The sequence below is a fragment of the Bradyrhizobium sp. MOS002 genome (genome assembly GCF_003020115.1).
Classification (GTDB): Bacteria; Pseudomonadota; Alphaproteobacteria; order Rhizobiales; family Xanthobacteraceae; genus Bradyrhizobium.
On sequence record NZ_PYFX01000001.1, the window covers coordinates 259,202 to 274,749 of the forward strand.

The 15,548-nt window shown below is 64.1% G+C and carries 15 protein-coding genes; 4 read left to right on the forward strand and 11 right to left on the reverse strand.

The window, feature by feature from the left end; translation table 11 throughout:
- Window positions 1-43 precede the first annotated feature (43 nt).
- Complete coding sequence (locus tag C7G41_RS01335; RefSeq protein ID WP_106940894.1) at window positions 44-1,423, forward strand: LLM class flavin-dependent oxidoreductase; 1,380 nt, start codon at window positions 44-46, stop codon at window positions 1,421-1,423.
- A gap of 163 nt (window positions 1,424-1,586) precedes the next feature.
- On the opposite strand, the gene C7G41_RS01340 is transcribed toward C7G41_RS01335, so the two are convergent.
- The 5 genes from C7G41_RS01340 to C7G41_RS01360 all read right to left on the reverse strand — a co-directional run bounded on the left by C7G41_RS01340 (window position 1,587) and on the right by C7G41_RS01360 (window position 7,936).
- Window positions 1,587-3,248, reverse strand: a complete 1,662-nt coding sequence (locus C7G41_RS01340; RefSeq protein WP_106940895.1) for a thiamine pyrophosphate-binding protein — start codon at window positions 3,246-3,248, stop codon at window positions 1,587-1,589.
- Between the two features lie 108 nt (window positions 3,249-3,356).
- Window positions 3,357-3,860, reverse strand: a complete 504-nt coding sequence (locus C7G41_RS01345; protein ID WP_106941450.1) for a GFA family protein — start codon at window positions 3,858-3,860, stop codon at window positions 3,357-3,359.
- 220 nt (window positions 3,861-4,080) lie between these two features.
- The gene (locus tag C7G41_RS01350; protein WP_106941451.1) at window positions 4,081-5,208 is read right to left on the reverse strand and encodes an alkene reductase; all 1,128 of its coding nucleotides are present in this window, start codon (window positions 5,206-5,208) and stop codon (window positions 4,081-4,083) included.
- A gap of 156 nt (window positions 5,209-5,364) precedes the next feature.
- Window positions 5,365-6,228 (reverse strand): outer membrane protein, encoded by an 864-nt coding sequence (locus C7G41_RS01355; protein ID WP_106940896.1) that lies wholly within the window; start codon window positions 6,226-6,228, stop codon window positions 5,365-5,367.
- Between the two features lie 211 nt (window positions 6,229-6,439).
- Window positions 6,440-7,936, reverse strand: coding sequence for an aldehyde dehydrogenase family protein (locus C7G41_RS01360; RefSeq protein WP_106940897.1), 1,497 nt, complete (start codon window positions 7,934-7,936; stop codon window positions 6,440-6,442).
- Between the two features lie 197 nt (window positions 7,937-8,133).
- Here C7G41_RS01360 and C7G41_RS01365 point away from each other — a divergent pair, with 197 nt between their 5' ends.
- The gene (locus tag C7G41_RS01365) at window positions 8,134-8,979 is read left to right on the forward strand and encodes an SDR family oxidoreductase (protein WP_106940898.1); all 846 of its coding nucleotides are present in this window, start codon (window positions 8,134-8,136) and stop codon (window positions 8,977-8,979) included.
- A 125-nt stretch (window positions 8,980-9,104) separates the two neighbouring features.
- Here C7G41_RS01365 and C7G41_RS01370 read toward each other — a convergent pair whose 3' ends face one another.
- The 6 genes from C7G41_RS01370 to C7G41_RS01395 form a co-directional block, all read right to left on the reverse strand.
- On the reverse strand, window positions 9,105-9,311 hold the full coding sequence (locus C7G41_RS01370) for a hypothetical protein (RefSeq protein WP_106940899.1): 207 nt from the start codon (window positions 9,309-9,311) through the stop codon (window positions 9,105-9,107).
- Window positions 9,312-9,383: 72 nt separating this feature from the next.
- Window positions 9,384-9,797 (reverse strand): Rieske (2Fe-2S) protein, encoded by a 414-nt coding sequence (locus C7G41_RS01375; RefSeq protein WP_007615093.1) that lies wholly within the window; start codon window positions 9,795-9,797, stop codon window positions 9,384-9,386.
- Between the two features lie 15 nt (window positions 9,798-9,812).
- Window positions 9,813-10,925, reverse strand: a complete 1,113-nt coding sequence (locus tag C7G41_RS01380) for an amidohydrolase family protein (protein WP_199198070.1) — start codon at window positions 10,923-10,925, stop codon at window positions 9,813-9,815.
- A gap of 14 nt (window positions 10,926-10,939) precedes the next feature.
- On the reverse strand, window positions 10,940-12,004 hold the full coding sequence (locus tag C7G41_RS01385; protein ID WP_106940901.1) for an amidohydrolase family protein: 1,065 nt from the start codon (window positions 12,002-12,004) through the stop codon (window positions 10,940-10,942).
- 229 nt (window positions 12,005-12,233) lie between these two features.
- Entirely contained in the window at window positions 12,234-12,509 is a 276-nt protein-coding gene (locus C7G41_RS01390; protein ID WP_007615098.1) for a YiaA/YiaB family inner membrane protein, read from the reverse strand.
- A gap of 40 nt (window positions 12,510-12,549) precedes the next feature.
- Window positions 12,550-13,245, reverse strand: coding sequence for a PspA/IM30 family protein (locus tag C7G41_RS01395; RefSeq protein WP_106940902.1), 696 nt, complete (start codon window positions 13,243-13,245; stop codon window positions 12,550-12,552).
- Between the two features lie 103 nt (window positions 13,246-13,348).
- Here C7G41_RS01395 and C7G41_RS01400 point away from each other — a divergent pair, with 103 nt between their 5' ends.
- Window positions 13,349-13,957, forward strand: coding sequence for a TetR/AcrR family transcriptional regulator (locus tag C7G41_RS01400; protein ID WP_106940903.1), 609 nt, complete (start codon window positions 13,349-13,351; stop codon window positions 13,955-13,957).
- 109 nt (window positions 13,958-14,066) lie between these two features.
- On the forward strand, window positions 14,067-15,521 hold the full coding sequence (gene hydA / locus C7G41_RS01405; RefSeq protein ID WP_106940904.1) for a dihydropyrimidinase: 1,455 nt from the start codon (window positions 14,067-14,069) through the stop codon (window positions 15,519-15,521).
- Window positions 15,522-15,548 lie beyond the last annotated feature (27 nt).

The window sequence follows — 15,548 nt, forward strand, 5'->3', positions numbered from 1 at the left end:
TATCATTCGAAGAGCGCCCGGTATAGGGCGCCGGGGGACCATCATGGCCAAGCAGATCAGGCTCAATGCATTTGCGATGAATTGCGTCGCGCACCAGTCACCGGGCCTGTGGACCCATCCACGCGACCGCACCGCCGAATATAACCGCCTCCCCTACTGGATCGATCTTGCCAAAACGCTGGAGCGCGGCCGTTTCGACGGGCTATTCCTGGCCGACGTGCTCGGAGTGTATGACGTCTATGGCAACAGTCCTGACGCAGCCTTGCGCAATGCTGCCCAGTCGCCCTCGAACGATCCGCTGCTGCTGCTGTCGGCCATGGCGGCGGTGACGCAGAATCTCGGCTTCGGTGTCACCAGCAATCTCTCCTTCGAGCCGCCCTATCCGTTCGCGCGGCGGATGTCGACGCTCGATCATCTCACCGAGGGACGTATCGGCTGGAACGTCGTCACCGGCTATCTCGACAGCGCCGCGCGCGGCGCCGGCAAGGACAAGCAGATCGGGCACGACGACCGCTACGAGATCGCGGACGAATATATGGAGGTCGTCTACAAGCTCTGGGAGGGCAGTTGGGAGGACGACGCCGTGCTGCGCGACCGCACGCGCGGCATCTTCACCGACCCCACAAAGGTGCATCGCGTCAACCATGAGGGCGCGAACTACCGCATCAACAACACCATCCACCTGAGCGAGCCGTCGCCGCAGCGGACGCCCGTACTGTACCAGGCCGGCACCTCGCCGCGCGGACGGAAATTCGCGGCACAGCACGCCGAATGCGTTTTCATGTCGGGACCGTCGGCCAAGGTGATCGCGCCGCGCGTGTCGGCGATCCGTCAGGAGGCCGCCGCGTTCGGCCGCAATCCGGCGGAAATCCTGATGTTCTCGATGATGACGATCATCCTCGGGCGGACGGAGGCCGAGGCGAATGAAAAATATGCCGACTATCGCCGCCATATCAGCCCGGAGGGCGCGCTGGCGCTGATGTCGGGATGGACCGGCGTCGACTTCTCCGGCTACGACCTCGACCAGCAGGTGCGTCACGTCCAGAACGACGCCGGCCGGAGCGCAATGGACAACGTCACCCGCGCCGATCCCGATCGCGTCTGGACCGTGCGCGACGTCATCGAGCATGTCGGCGTCGGCGGCGCCGGTCCCGTCGTGGTCGGCACGCCGGAGATGGTCGCGGACAAGATCGAGGCGTGGTTCGAGGCGACCGATGTCGACGGCCTCAACGTCGCCTTCGCGATCTCACCCGGCGATTTCGAGGACATCGCCGACATGCTGGTGCCGGAGCTGACGCGACGTGGGCGGTACAAGGCGGAGTACGCGCAGGGCACACTGCGAGAGAAGCTGTTCGGTGACGGGCGTGCGCGACTAGGTGCGCCGCATCCGGCGGCGGGGTACCGGGTGGGGAGGAAGGGGTAGCACCCCAAGGTACGCTGTCATGCCCCGGCTTGACCGGGGCATCCAGTACGCCGCAGCGTCTCGACTCAATCACAGCCGCCTCTGGAATACTGGATCACCCGCCTTCGCGGGTGATGACGAGTGAGAACATGGCGGGCACCAGCGGCGCGCAAGAGACGCTGCCCTACACCTTCCCATCCACCATCACCTCGATCAGCTTCGTCCCCGGCCGGCCAAACGCCGACGCCAGCGTCGCCTTCAGCTCGCGGGGGTCGCTGACCTTGATCGCCTCGCATCCCAGCGCCTTCGCCACGCCTGCGAAATCCACCGGCGGATCGACAAAATCCATGCCGACGTAATTGTCGTCGCCGTGGAAGGCGAGCAGACGCTGCTTGATGATGCGATAGCCGCCATTATTGGCAATGACCACATTGAGCGGCAGCTTGTGATGCGCTGCCGTCCACAGCGACTGGATCGAATACATCGCGCTGCCGTCGCCGGAGAAGCAGACCACGGGGCGATCGGGGTTGGCGATGCTGGCGCCGACGGAGGCCGGCAGGCCCCAGCCGATGCCGCCGGAGGCAAGGCCGTGATAACCAAAGCGGTCGCGGTGCGCACGCAACGCCGTGATCTGGCGGCTCGAGGTGAGGCCTTCATCCACGAGGATGGCATTGGCGGGCATGGCCTCGACCATTTGTAGCACCAGCCAGTCTGGATCGATGGGGCTGCGGTCTGCAGCCTTGCCGATCTGCTCGACCAGCGCGGTGCGCCGCGCGGTCCAGTTCTTCGGCGCGAGTTCGGCGAGACGTTGCCTCGCACGTTGCGCCAGGGCGGCGCCGCCCATCTCCTTCAGCACCGGCATCAGCGCGCGCAGCGTTTCCTTCAAATCCGCCTTCAGCGCGATCTCGGCGCCGTAGTTCTTGGCGATCTCCCAATCGCCGAGGCCGATTTGCACGATGCCGAGACCCTCCGGCAGCGCATCGACCTCGCTGTAGACCGACATCCGCAGGGGATCGCCGCCGAGCGCGATCAGGAGGTCGTACGGCGCAAGCGTGTCGCGCGCGACTTTCTGGACACGTGCCAGCGTGCCGACGAAGCTCGGGCTCTCCGAGAGGAAGTGCGAGCCATAGGGCGTCGAGGATTGGTAGGCAGCCGCACCGAGCACCTCGGCAAGTTCGGCGGCCTCCTTGAGCGCGTCGCTCTTCACCACCTCGTCCATGGTGACGATCACGGGACGCTCAGCCTTGAGCAGCCGCGCGGCGAATGCCTTGAGTGCCTCATCCGATGGCCTTGTGCGGGCGTCGATGCGAGTGGAACGGCCGAGATCTATTCCGGCCTCGCTGTTGAGGATGTCGCCGGGCAACGAAATGAACACCGGCCCGGTCGGCGGCGTTGTCGCGACTTTTGCGGCGCGGCGCACGATGCGCGGCAAATCCTCGAGCCGCGTCACCTCGACCGCCCATTTCACCAGCGGCTCGGCCATACGCACCAGCGGACCGTAGAGCACCGGCTCCATCAGGCCGTGGCCCTGCTCCTGCTGGCCCGCGGTGAGGATCATCGGCGTGCCCGTGAACTGGGCGTTGTAGAGCGAGCCCATCGCGTTGCCGAGGCCGGGCGCGACATGGACGTTGCAGGCGACGAGCTTTCCGGAGGCGCGGCTATAGCCATCCGCGATCGCCACCACCAGACTCTCCTGCATCGCCATCACATAGGTGAGATCGGGATGGTCCTTCAGCGCGTGCATGATCGGCAGCTCGGTGGTGCCGGGATTGCCGAACAGATGCGTGATGCCCTCGTCCTTGAGCAGCGCGAGAAAGGCGGAGCGACCGGTGATCTTGTTCTTCATGTTTCCTCCAGAGGCGGACGTTGCCGCAAGGCAGGAAGCATGATGGCCGAAATCGCGGGAGGCGCGCAAGGAAGCGCGGTCATGGCTGCGTTGCGCGGGCGCAGCACGCTACATCTCCTCGCGACCCAGCTCGAACGGATCCTCGCCGCCCGCCCGCTTCTTCTTTTTCGAGCGCTGCCAGACCACACCGGGAAAGCCTTTCAGCGGCACCAGCAGCTCGCCGGTATAGGTCCATTCCTGCAGCTCTTCGATCGCGATGTGATAGAGCGGCTGCCGGCCGGTGCGTTCCCTAAACAGCGCGCGGGGGATGTTGACCATGTGCGGCCCGCGCGGGCGCTCATAGGCGATCGGCGTGCCGCAATGCGCGCAGAAGCTGCGCGCGGTCTTCGTTGCCTTGTCCTCGTAGCGGGTCAGCGCCGTCTTGCCTGCGGTGATGCGAAACCGTTTCTTCCAGCTTCCGACGTATGTCGCATAAGCAGCGCCGTGGGCGCGACGGCTGGCGGCGGAGTGGTCGTGCCAGGCCCAGCGTGCGGGGACGTCAATCTCGAAGGTGACCTTGCCGCAGAGGCATTGGCCGGTGGCAACTCCTGCGGCGGCTGCGGCTTTGGCCATCATCTCTCTCCGTCGTCATTGCGAGCGCAGCGAAGCAATCCAGAGTCTTTCTGCGGAGGGATTCTGGATTGCTTCGCGGTGCTCGCAATGACGGAATTTGTGGTGTCCGTCGGGACAGCACAATAACTCCGTAGCCCGGATGAGCGAAGCGACATCCGGTAAGACCTGAGCTTGGGTGAAGACCCCGGATATCGTTTCGCTCATCCGGGCTACAGCAGTGTCAGACCGGCGTCGGCTCGCCATGCACCGGATAATCCGTATACCCCTTCTCCTCCCCGCCGTAGAACGTGGCACGGTTATACGGCGTGAGAGGGTAATCGTGCTGCAGACGCCGCGGCAAATCGGGGTTGGAGATGAAGATGCGGCCGAAGGCGATGATGTCGGCGTGGCCGTCGGCGATCGCGGCGTCCGCGGTCTCGCCGGTAAACCCGCCGGCGGTCATCAGCACGCCGCTGTAGAGCGGGCGGAACAGCAACATTGCCGACGGCACGTTCTGCCAGTTGACTTCTGCACGCCCCGAGCCGCTGGAGCGCGGCTCGATGAAATGCAAATAGGCAAGACCGAGCTTGTCGAGCGCCTTCACCACATGCGTGTAGAGCGGCATCGGATCGGGCTCGCCGGAATCGTTGGCAATGCCGTGGGGCGACAGCCGCACGCCGACCCGGCCTGCGCCCCAGACGTCGATCGCGGCCTGCGTTACTTCAAGCAGAAGTCGCGCGCGGTTCTCGATCGACCCGCCATATTGATCTGTGCGCTGGTTGCTGCGTGATTGCAGGAATTGCTCGAGAAGATAGCCGTTGGCGCCGTGGATCTCGACGCCGTCGAAGCCGGCGGCCAGCGCGTTCTTCGCGCCCTGCCTGAAGGCCTCGACGATGCCCTGGACCTCGTCCGTCTCCAGCGCGCGCGGCGTTTCGTAATCGGAGATCTTGCCGTCGGCGGTCATTGCCTTCATGCCTTCGGCCTTGATCGCGATCGCCGAGGCCGAGACCGGCAGCTCCCCGCCGTGGAAGGAGGAATGCGAGACGCGGCCCACATGCCAGAGCTGGAGAAAGATGACGCCGCCCTTGGCGTGCACGGCGTCGACAACCTTGCGCCAGCCCGCGATCTGCGTCTCCGAATAGATGCCGGGCGTCGCCGGATTACCGCGGCCGTGCGAGAGCACGGGCGAGGCCTCGGCGATGAGCAGACCGCCCTGGGTGGCGCGCTGTCCGTAATATTCGGCGTTGAGCGAGCGCGGCGAAAAGCTCTCGCGCTCGGCCCGCATGCGCGTCAACGGCGCCATCGCGACGCGATGCGCGAGCTTGTACGGACCGACCTGCAACGGTTGAAACAACGCCTCGAATTTCATGCCGGCCCCAAAATGATCCATGAGAGGATGAGGATCATAAGAGAAAGCCTCGCAGCTCGGAAGCTGCATGGGGGAATGGCTGGCCAGCCGAAAGAGGCGGGAATAAAAAGAGCCCCGGGCCGGGCCCGGGGCTTGTTGTCCATTCAGAATTGCAGGTCAGTATTTTGCAACGACCGCGCCCGGGCCGAACTTGTAGTTCAAGCCGACACGCGCGATGTGGCCCGAGAAATTCGCGGTTGAGTCAAAGCCGCGCGCCGGGCCAGGCGTGAACGGGAACAGCGGATTGAAGATGGTGTATTTTTCGCTGCCGAGATCGTAGTAGAGATATTCGAGCTTGACGCTCCAGTTCGACGCAAAGTGGTACTCGCCGCCGCCGCCGACGGTCCAGCCCACGCGCCAGCTTTCCACCGCGCCGGCGCTACAGATCACATTGAGGCAGGGCGTGCCGCTCGCACCCGTGGGATCCACGATCGACGTCGACGCCTTGACGTGCCCATAGGCAAGACCACCGGTCGCGTAGAGCATCAAGTCGGGCACGACGGCAGCACCGATCCGGCCGCGCACGCTCCCCAACCAGTCGACCTTCTGATCTTGCGTGGTCATGATCGTCGGGAAGACCGGCAAGGTTCGGGTCACCGTTGAGCTGCCCTTGATGTCGGCAGCCGCGATATCGGCTTCGACGCCCCACACCAACGAACCCGTCTGCACATTGTAGCCGGCCTGCAAGCCGCCCAGCACACCACGCGCGTTTGTTGCCAGCGAAGCCGGGACAAGGCCGCCCGCCAGTGCGACGTCGAGCACACCCGCGGTGAAGATCGGATCATGCGGCGCGAGATCGTTCGCACCATCGCCCCACCCATACCCGACATTCACGCCGGCGTAGAAGCCCGACCAGTTGTAGGCGACGGGCAGTGGAGACGCCTTGTAGGCCGGCGCACGTGCGGTCATATCGGCCGCGAGTGCGGGCTGCGCCGAGGCGACCCCCAAAGCCACAAGCACGATCGGAGCAAAGCGAAGCATTATCGATATTCCAATTCCGAAGATTGACGCTGACCAGAACTAACCGGCCGACATTCGAAATGGGATAGCGAGTCTTGCAAAAATCGCGGACGACGCGCGCTTTCAAACCGCTTGTAGCGTCCGGGCAACAACCCTTAGTCGCCGCAAGCGAACTTGCGTCGCCGCAGGCAAGACTCGACTGCTGAAGTCCGGACGCGATCGCAAAAACGCCTCAGCCCGTCTTGATCCACACCGCCTTCACGTTGAGATATTCCTCGACGTGCTGCTTGCCGGATTCGCGGCCGTAGCCGCTCATCTTGTAGCCGCCGAACGGCACGGCCGGGTCCATCGCTTGGTAGCAGTTCACCCACACCGAGCCGGCACGCAGGCGCTTCGCGACCGCATGCGCCTTGCTGACGTCGCGCGTCCACAGGCCTGAACCGAGGCCGAACGTGGTGGCGTTGGCACGCTTGACCAGCTCGTCCATGTCCTTGAACGCGATCGCGGAGATGACGGGACCAAAAATCTCCTCCTGCGCAATCCGCATGTTGTCCTGGACGCCCGCGAACACTGTCGGCGAGACGAAGAAGCCCTTTGCAAGCGCGCCTTCGGTGACACGGCCACCGCCGGCGAGCGCCCGCGCGCCTTCCTTCTGTCCGATATCGAGATAGCTGGTGACGCGCTCGAGCTGCTGTTCGGACACCAGCGGTCCGATCTGGGTGTTGGGATCGAGGCCGTTGCCCACTTGCAGCTTCTTGCCGAACTCAGCAACACGGCCGACAAATTCCTCATAGATCGACTGCTCGACGAACAGCCGGGTGCCGGCGCTGCAGATTTGCCCCGAATTGGCGAACACCGCCATCGCGGCGCCCGGCACGGCCGCATCGAGATCCGCATCCGCGAACACGATGTCCGGCGACTTGCCGCCGAGCTCGAGCGAGACACGCTTGAGGTTGCCGGCCGAGGCGCGGATAATCGACTGGCCCGTAACATGCGAGCCGGTGAAGGCAACCTTGTCGACGTCGTGGTGCGAGGCCAGCGCCGCGCCCGCGGTCTCGCCATAGCCGGGAACCACGTTGATGACGCCGGGCGGAACACCTGCTTCCATCGCGAGCTCGGCGATGCGCAGCGAGGTCAGCGGCGCCTCTTCGGCCGGCTTGAGCACGACGGTGCAGCCGGTCGCGATCGCCGGACCGATCTTCCAGATCGTCGCGGTCAGCGGACCATTCCAGGGAATGATGGCGCCGACGACGCCGATCGGCTCCTTCAGCGTGTAGGAGAAGATTTCGCCGGGCAGCGAGTTCTCGATGGTCTCGCCGTGGATCGCGGTGGTCTGGCCGGCATAATAGCGCAGCATGCCGACGGCGCGCAGGCGATAGGCGCGGGTACGGCTCAGCGGCGCGCCCATGTCGAGCGTATCGAGCTGCGACAATTCGTCGAAATTTTTCTCGACGAGGTCGGCAAGCTTCAGAAGCAGGTTCTGCCGCTCGAACGGCTTGACCTTGCTCCAGGGCCCTTCGAAGGCGCGGCGGGCGGCAGCAACTGCGCGGTCGATATCTTCCTTGTCACCCTCCGCCACGGTTGCGAGCAGCTCGCCGGTCGCGGGGTTGTGGGTCTCGAAGCGCTTGCCTGAGGCAGCATCGATCCACTTCCCGTCGATCAGCATCTGCTTGTAGGACCCGTTGGCGAACGGATGGCGCGTGATCGGAATAGCCTGCGACACAGCCATGGCTGAACTCCCTGTCAAATGATTGATTGGTTCGATCTGGGCGGGATCGTTAGGTCGATAGAATACTGCGATGCCGGAGGGGCGTAAAGGAGAGGCGTAAAGTCGGCGCGGAACGAAGACCTCCCATGCCGACTTGTGCAGGGTCGCGCGAGCGCCATGTTATAGCTCGACCGACCCCCTTCCCCCGGAGACGATCCATGCCGCACCCCGCCATCGTCAAAGACAATGTTGCCGTGATCACCGGCGGTGCGTCCGGCATCGGATTCGCCGCCGCTTTGGCCTTCGCACGCGACGGCATGAAGGTGTGTATCGCCGATGTTGATCAGGCGCGGCTGGCGGAAGCCGCAACAAAACTCTCATCCGTCTCGTCCGCCACACATGTGATGACCTTCGCGATTGACGTCAGCAAGGCCGAGAGCGTGACGGAACTGGAGCGCGCCGTGCGCGAGCGCTTCGGCGGCACCGACATCCTCATGAACAATGCGGGCATCCAGCCCGGCAGCACGCTGTTCGGCGAGCCCGACAACTGGCAGCGCATCATCGGCGTCAATATGTGGGGTATCATCAACGGCGCGCGCATCTTCGCGCCCAACATGATCGCGCGCGGCAAGGCCGGCCTCATCATCAACACCGGCTCGAAACAGGGCATCACCACTCCGCCCGGCGATCCCGCATACAACGTCTCCAAGGCCGGCGTGAAGGCTTTTACCGAAGCGCTCCAGCACGAGCTGCGCAACACCAGGGATTGCCGCGTCACCGCGCATCTGCTGATTCCCGGCTTCGTCTTTACGGGCCTTACCGCGAAGGGCCGGACAGAGAAGCCGGCCAGCGCCTGGACGGCCGAGCAGACCGTGAATTTCATGCTGACCCGACTCGAGGCCGGTGATTTCTACATCCTGTGCCCGGACAACGACGTCCCGCGCGCGCTCGACGAAAAGCGCATGCTGTGGGCCGCCGGCGACATCGTGGAGAACCGCCCGCCGCTGTCACGCTGGCATCCGGACCATGCGGATGCATTCGCGAAGTTCGTGAAGGGAGAGTAGTTGATCCTCATGGTGAGGAGCGCGGAACGCGCGTCTCGAACCATGCAGGCCGGCTGGGGCCTCGATCCTTCGAGACGCCCGCTTCCAGCAGGCGCCTCAGGATGAGGATCTACACAGGGGGCGCTCTACAGCGTCTCTTGCTGATGCCCGCAATTCTTGCAGGCGAACTTGATGCGGGTCTGGCCCTTTGGCGCCTGCACACGGTTCGGGGCACCGCATTTACCGCAAACGGCCTCGATCCGGGTATCGCCCTGCTTGATGACGACGGTTTTCTTTTCCATCGATTCGCGGATCAGGCGCTCGGCCTCCTCACGCAGGGATTGTTTCGACAAAGCTCGTCTCCGCCATAAATGCGGGGCGAGGCTTATCCCACCTGCGGCGGAATCACAATCCGAAACGACTGCTCAGACCTCGACAATCACGTAGCTGTCCTCGACATGCACCGGAAAGGTCTCGGCAACATACGGACCTTTCTGGAGTTCCTCGCCGCGCTCCACAGCGACCGGATATGACCTTATCTTGACGCGCTTCGGGTCGAACCAGGATTGGCCATTGCGCATGTCGAACTCCCAGCCATGCCAGGGACAGCGCAGCATCTCGCCGACGCGCGAGCGCTGATAGATACCCGGCTCGGGCGAGGTCAGCCGCGCCACACAGGCCGCTTTCTCCAGCGGCGCGCCTTCGTGCGGGCAGCGGTTCAGCAACGCGAAGAACTCGCCATTGACGTGGAACACGACGATGTCGCGGCCGGCGACATCGACGACCTTGTTGCCGCCGGGTGGGATCTCCGAGATGGACGCGACGATGTGACGGGCCATACCGTGCGGACCTTCTCAGAACTTGTAGACGGCGCGGGCATTGCTGCTGAAGATCTTGGTCCGCTCGGCTTCAGTGAGCGGCGTCTTGAAGGCGAAGCGCGGATCGTCGAAATCCCAGTGTGGATAGTCTGACGAGAACAAGAGACGATCGATGCCGACCCATTCGATCAGCGACCGCAGGTGCCGGGCTTCGTCAGGTTCGTCGATCGGTTGCGTCGTGAACCAGAAGTGCTCGCGGACGTATTCCGACGGCCTGCGCTTGAGATGCGGCACCTCGCTGCGGAACCGCTCGAAGTGCTGATCCATCCGCCACACCGCAGACGGGATCCAGCCGAAGCCGCCCTCGATGAAGACGAACTTCAATTTTGGAAAGCGCTCCGGCACGCCCTCGATGACGAGACTGGCAAGCTGCGCCGCAATGGTGTGCGCGTTGGACTGGTGCTCCTCGACATAATAGGACGGCCAGCCGCCACCGGTCGGCGCATGCCCGCCATAGCCGCCGACATGGATGCCGAGCGGCAGGTCCAACGCCTCGGCACGTTCGTAGATGGGCCAATAGCGGCGGCGACCGAGCGGCTCGTTGGCACGCGGCGAGACGTTGATCTGAACGTATTCGCCGATCTTCGCGCAGCGTTCGATCTCGGCAATGGCGAGATCGACGCCGTCCTGTCCCACCAGAATCGAAGCCTTCAGGCGCGGGTCGCGATGCGACCAGAACGCCAGCTGCCAGTCGTTGATGGCGCGCTGGATCGCGGCGCCGAATTCGAGGTTCTGCTGCGAAAAGATGAAGAGATCGAGCACCTGCAAAATCCCGAACTCGACGTCCAGCGGATCGAGATGCTGCTTCTGCATGAAGGCGAGATCCGAGCCGGGCGGCCCGCCCGTCGGCGGCCAGGCATCGCGGCGCGCGATCAGCGGCGAAGAGCGCGGATAGGGCGTTGTAAACAGATAGGGCGTGCGCAGATGGCTGCCATATTCCTTCAGATGCTGCTGCCACCGCTTTGGCAGGAAATCGTTGAGGTCGTCGGACGAGTGCAGGCTTGGATGGACGTCGCAATCGACGATGCGCAGCCGCGAGGCGGCAGGCTTCTCGTCTTCCCGCAGCGGGCGGTCGATGACCTCACTCATGCGAACCTCCAAAGTCAATTGGCGAGCGACAGCCGCGGAAACGTCTCCAGCGGGTTGTCGACGCACATCTTCGAGATGATGCTGTTCGGCAGGTTCGGCGGTATCGGATCGTCGCCGTCAAACTGCCAGTGGGGATAGTCGGACGCGAACAGGAACATCTTTTCGGAGCCGATCTGGTCGATGATGTCCTCGACGCTTTTGGCATCGCCCGGCGCATCGAACGGCTGCATTGTGACGCGAAAATTGTCGCGAATGATCGCAGCCGGCTCGCGCTCGACCCAAGGCACCTCGACGCGCACCCCTCGCCAGGTCTTGTTGGCGCGCCACATGAAGGCCGGCAGCCAGCTCACGCCGGATTCCATCAGCACGACCCTGAGGTTCGGAAACTTGCCGAATACGCCCTCATAGATCAGGCTCAGGATCTGCGCCTGAAATGCCTGTGCCTCGACGAAGTAATATTCGTAGCGGTGCGACGGCCAGCCGGCCGAGCTCGGCGCCTGCCGATATTGCGTGCCGGCGTGGATCGCGAGCGGCAGCTTGTACTTTTCCGCGAGCCGATAAACCGGCCAGAAATGCCGCCGCCCCAGCAGCGTCTCGCCCTGCGCCAGCACCAGGATCGAGACGAAGCGGTTATCGCCGGCGCGGCGCTCGATCTCCTCGATCGCCAGATCCGGGTCCTGCATCGGCACCACGATCGAGGCCCGCAAGCGCGGATCGCGCGACAGCCACTCAGTTGCGATCCAGTCGTTGATCGCCTTGCAGAAGTCGGCCGCCATGTAGGGGTCGAACACGGCCTGCGCGCCATAGAGCACGTTGAGGATCGCGTGGCTGGCACCCAATTGCTCGAATGCGCCCTTCTGCACCATCGCCAGATCGGAACCAGGCTTCGTGCCATTGACCGGCCGCCAATCGGCACGGCCCGCCAGCGGCATGCTCGGTGGATAGGAGGTGAGATCGAGCCCGTCGATGGCCCGGCTCACCACCTGCTCTTTCCAGTGATCGCTGAGATAGGGCAGCAGCGTCGTGCGCGTGCCACCAACCGCCGGGTGGATGTCGCAGTCGATCCGCGTCACCGCCATGAGCTTCCTCGCCAAGATATTATAAGCACATCTTTTTGGCGGCATTCTTTGTGTGCCGCTCGCGCAGAGTGCTCCGACCGCCGCGGCTGCGCAAGGGCGCACGCCCGCGCGATCCGTCATGGCTCGGTTGCATTTCGCAGGCGCGAAATGAGGTTTGGCGGATGCGCTCCGGCGCGCAAAGCAGCGGAGCGACTTGCTCCGCTGCTTCCTTGCGCAATTGCTATGCCCATCAAGCCGCCTTGGAGACTTCCATCAGCAGACGTTCCGCCTTGGCATCCTCGATGCGGTTCACCATCCGGCTGCTTTCATGATTGTCGCGGACCGTCTTGGTCAGGGTGATGCAAGTCTGGATCAGCATGACGATGCCCATGGTGAGATAACCCTTCATCCAGAGGTCGATCGGGAGGAAGAAGATGCCGATCGCGATGAGGAAGGCGGAGGCTGCGAAGGACACGTAAGTGAAAGTCACCCAGGCGCCGCTGTGGGGCTGGCCATTCTGGTTCACGATGGTCTCCTGTTGGTTCGAATGATGATGGGGTTTGGGATCAGACAGTCGGCGTGCGCTTGGACTTCAACCGCGCCAGCACGTCGTCCGCGGTCGTCTTGAGCCGGGGGCCAAAACCCTGCTCGGCGAGTTTTTCGGCGGTGGCGAGCGGACCGGTGGCCGCATCGAGCTCGATCAGCGCGTCGTCGGCGGCCTGGGCTTCCATCTGCCGCTCACGAAGACGCCTCAAAGTGGTCTCCGCCTCCGGCAGCGTGGATTCGTAGGGGCGTGCCGCCTCGATGCCGCTGCGGCGAAGCGAGCGCACCGCTTCCGAAGCACGGGCGACGCGGCGACCGCGATCGAGCTCGGTGATGCGGGCCTGCGCGCTTGCGACGTGCCGCTTCAGCCTGATGATCTCGGTTGCGAACAAGGCGCGTGCCGTCAGCGCCGCATCGCGATCGGCCTCAAGGCCCGCGATGGCCTCGGCGGCATCGTTGGCGAGATCCTCGCGGCCGCCGTCGAGCGCCGCAACCGCGCGGGTCTCGAGATCGGCGATGCGGGCGACGGTCGCCTCGAGCTTGCGGCCTTCCTGCTGGTCCTGTGCAATCGCCAGCGCCAGGGTCCGTTTGCCCCGCTCGACGGCGGCTGCCGCGTCGCGCATCTGTTGATCGAGGATCAGAAGGGCTGTCCGGTCCTCCAGCTCCTCGCCGGCGGCAGCCACGCTGCCGCGGAAAAGTGTCACTACGGTCTTGAACATCTGAAGCTCCCTGTTATGAGCGTTGCTCACAGATGGTTTGTAGCAAGAAGCTTGAACATCGTTCAATAAATATTTGAGCAACGCTCATAAATTTGGTTTGCAGATGACTAAGCCTTTGGAACGCCGGGAGAAACTGCGATCAGATTTGATCCTGGCGGCCGAAAAAATGATCGCCGACAGGGGATTGGCGGGCCTAAAAACCCGCGATCTCGCCCGCGAGATCGGCTGCGCCAACGGCGCGGTCTACAATCTCGTCGCCGATGTCGACGAGCTGATCCTGCGCGTGGGCTCGCGCACTTTGCTTCGGCTCGACCAGGCCCTCAGCACAGCGGAAAGCGCGGGCGAGCCGTCGCTACAGGAGACCCTGGTCCGCATCGCCCTCGCCTATTGCGATTTCGCCGCGGAAAATCTCGAACTGTGGCGCGCCCTGTTCGAGCACCGCATGGAAGCCGACAAGCTCCTCCCCGACTGGTCGATCGACGACCAGCTCCAGCTGTTCCGCCACGTATACGAGCCTCTGGCCGCGCTGTTTCCAAAACGCAGCCGAGAAGAGCTCGGCATCACCGCGCGCAGCCTGTTCTCGGCGGTGCATGGCATGGTGGCGCTCGGACTGGAGCAGAAGCTGGTCGCGGTACCGCTGCCGGCGCTTCGGAAGGAAATCGCGGGCCTGGTGCGCGCGATGATTGACGGGCTGATCGCGCGGGCGGCGTAGAGGCCGGGAGAGCACAGCTCAACTGTCGGCGCCTGACTAAAATTTCACCTGTCGCATCGCATGCAGCACGCTTAGCTTCGCGAGGTTCACGCCTCTCTCAGGAGCCTTCATGCCCCTCCTCATCCGCGGCGGCACAGTCGTCAATCATGATCATTCGCGCCGCGCGGACGTGCTGATCGACGGCGAGACCATCGTCGCGGTTGGGCCGTCGCTCGATGCACCGACGGGCAGCGAGATCATCGAGGCCGGCGGCGCCTACGTCATCCCGGGCGGCATCGATCCGCACACCCATCTCGAAATGCCGTTCATGGGCACCGTCACCGCCGACGATTTCGAATCGGGAACCAAGGCAGCGCTGGCCGGCGGCACCACCATGGTGGTGGATTTCTGCCTGCCCGATCCCGGCCAGTCGATGCTCGGGGCCTATCAGGAGTGGCGGCACAAATCCGAGAAGGCGGCCTCCGACTACGGCTTCCACATGGCGGTAACGTCGTGGTCGAAGCAGATCCATGACGAGATGGAGACCGTGGTCAAAACCTACGGCATCAACACCTTCAAGCACTTCATGGCCTACAAGGGTGCGCTGATGGTGAACGACGACGAGCTCTACAACTCGTTCGCCCGCTGCGCCCATCTCGGCGCCATGCCGGTCGTGCATGCGGAGAACGGCGACGTCGTCGCCCTGATGCAGGAGGCGCTGATCGCGCGCGGCGTCACCGGGCCCGAGGGACACGCCTACTCGCGGCCACCGGAGGTCGAGGGCGAAGCCACCAACCGCGCCATCATGATCGCCGACATGACGGGCACACCGGTCTACATCGTGCACACGAGCTGCCGCGAAGCGCATGAGGCGATCGCGCGGGCACGTGCGGCGGGCAAGCGCGTCTATGGCGAGCCGTTGATCCAGCATTTGCTGCTCGACGCCGGTGAATATCAGAACGAGGATTGGGATCATTCTGCGCAGCGTGTGATGTCGCCGCCGTTCCGCGACAGGTCGCATCAGGATAGTCTTTGGGCCGGTCTGCAAGCCGGCTCGCTGCAGGTGGTCGCGACCGACCACTGCGCCTTCACCACCGAGCAGAAGCGGTTCGGGCGCGCCGATTTCAGGAAGATCCCGAACGGCACCGGCGGCCTCGAAGATCGCCTCGCGCTGCTGTGGACTGCCGGTGTCGCTACGGGGCGGCTGACGAAAGAGGAATTCGTCGCGGTGACCTCGGCGAACATCGCCCGCATCCTCAACATCTATCCGCGCAAGGGTGCGGTCGCCGTCGACTCGGACGCGGATGTCGTGGTTTGGGATCCCAAGGCGAGTAAGACCATCAGCGCGAAGCGGCAGATGAGCCGGATCGATTACAACGTGTTCGAGGGCTTTTCCTGCACCGGCGGACCGGCGGCGACGTTGTCGCGCGGCCGCGTCGTCTGGAAGGATGGCGATCTCCGAGCCGAGGCCGGCGACGGCCATTATGTCGAGCGCCCGGCGTTCTCACCCGTGCATGTCGCCAATTCCACCTGGAAAGAGCTGACCGCCCCGCGTGCCGTGAGCCGCGGAGCGGTGACGCCGTAGGATTTAGGTCCGCCCAGGATGTGACGC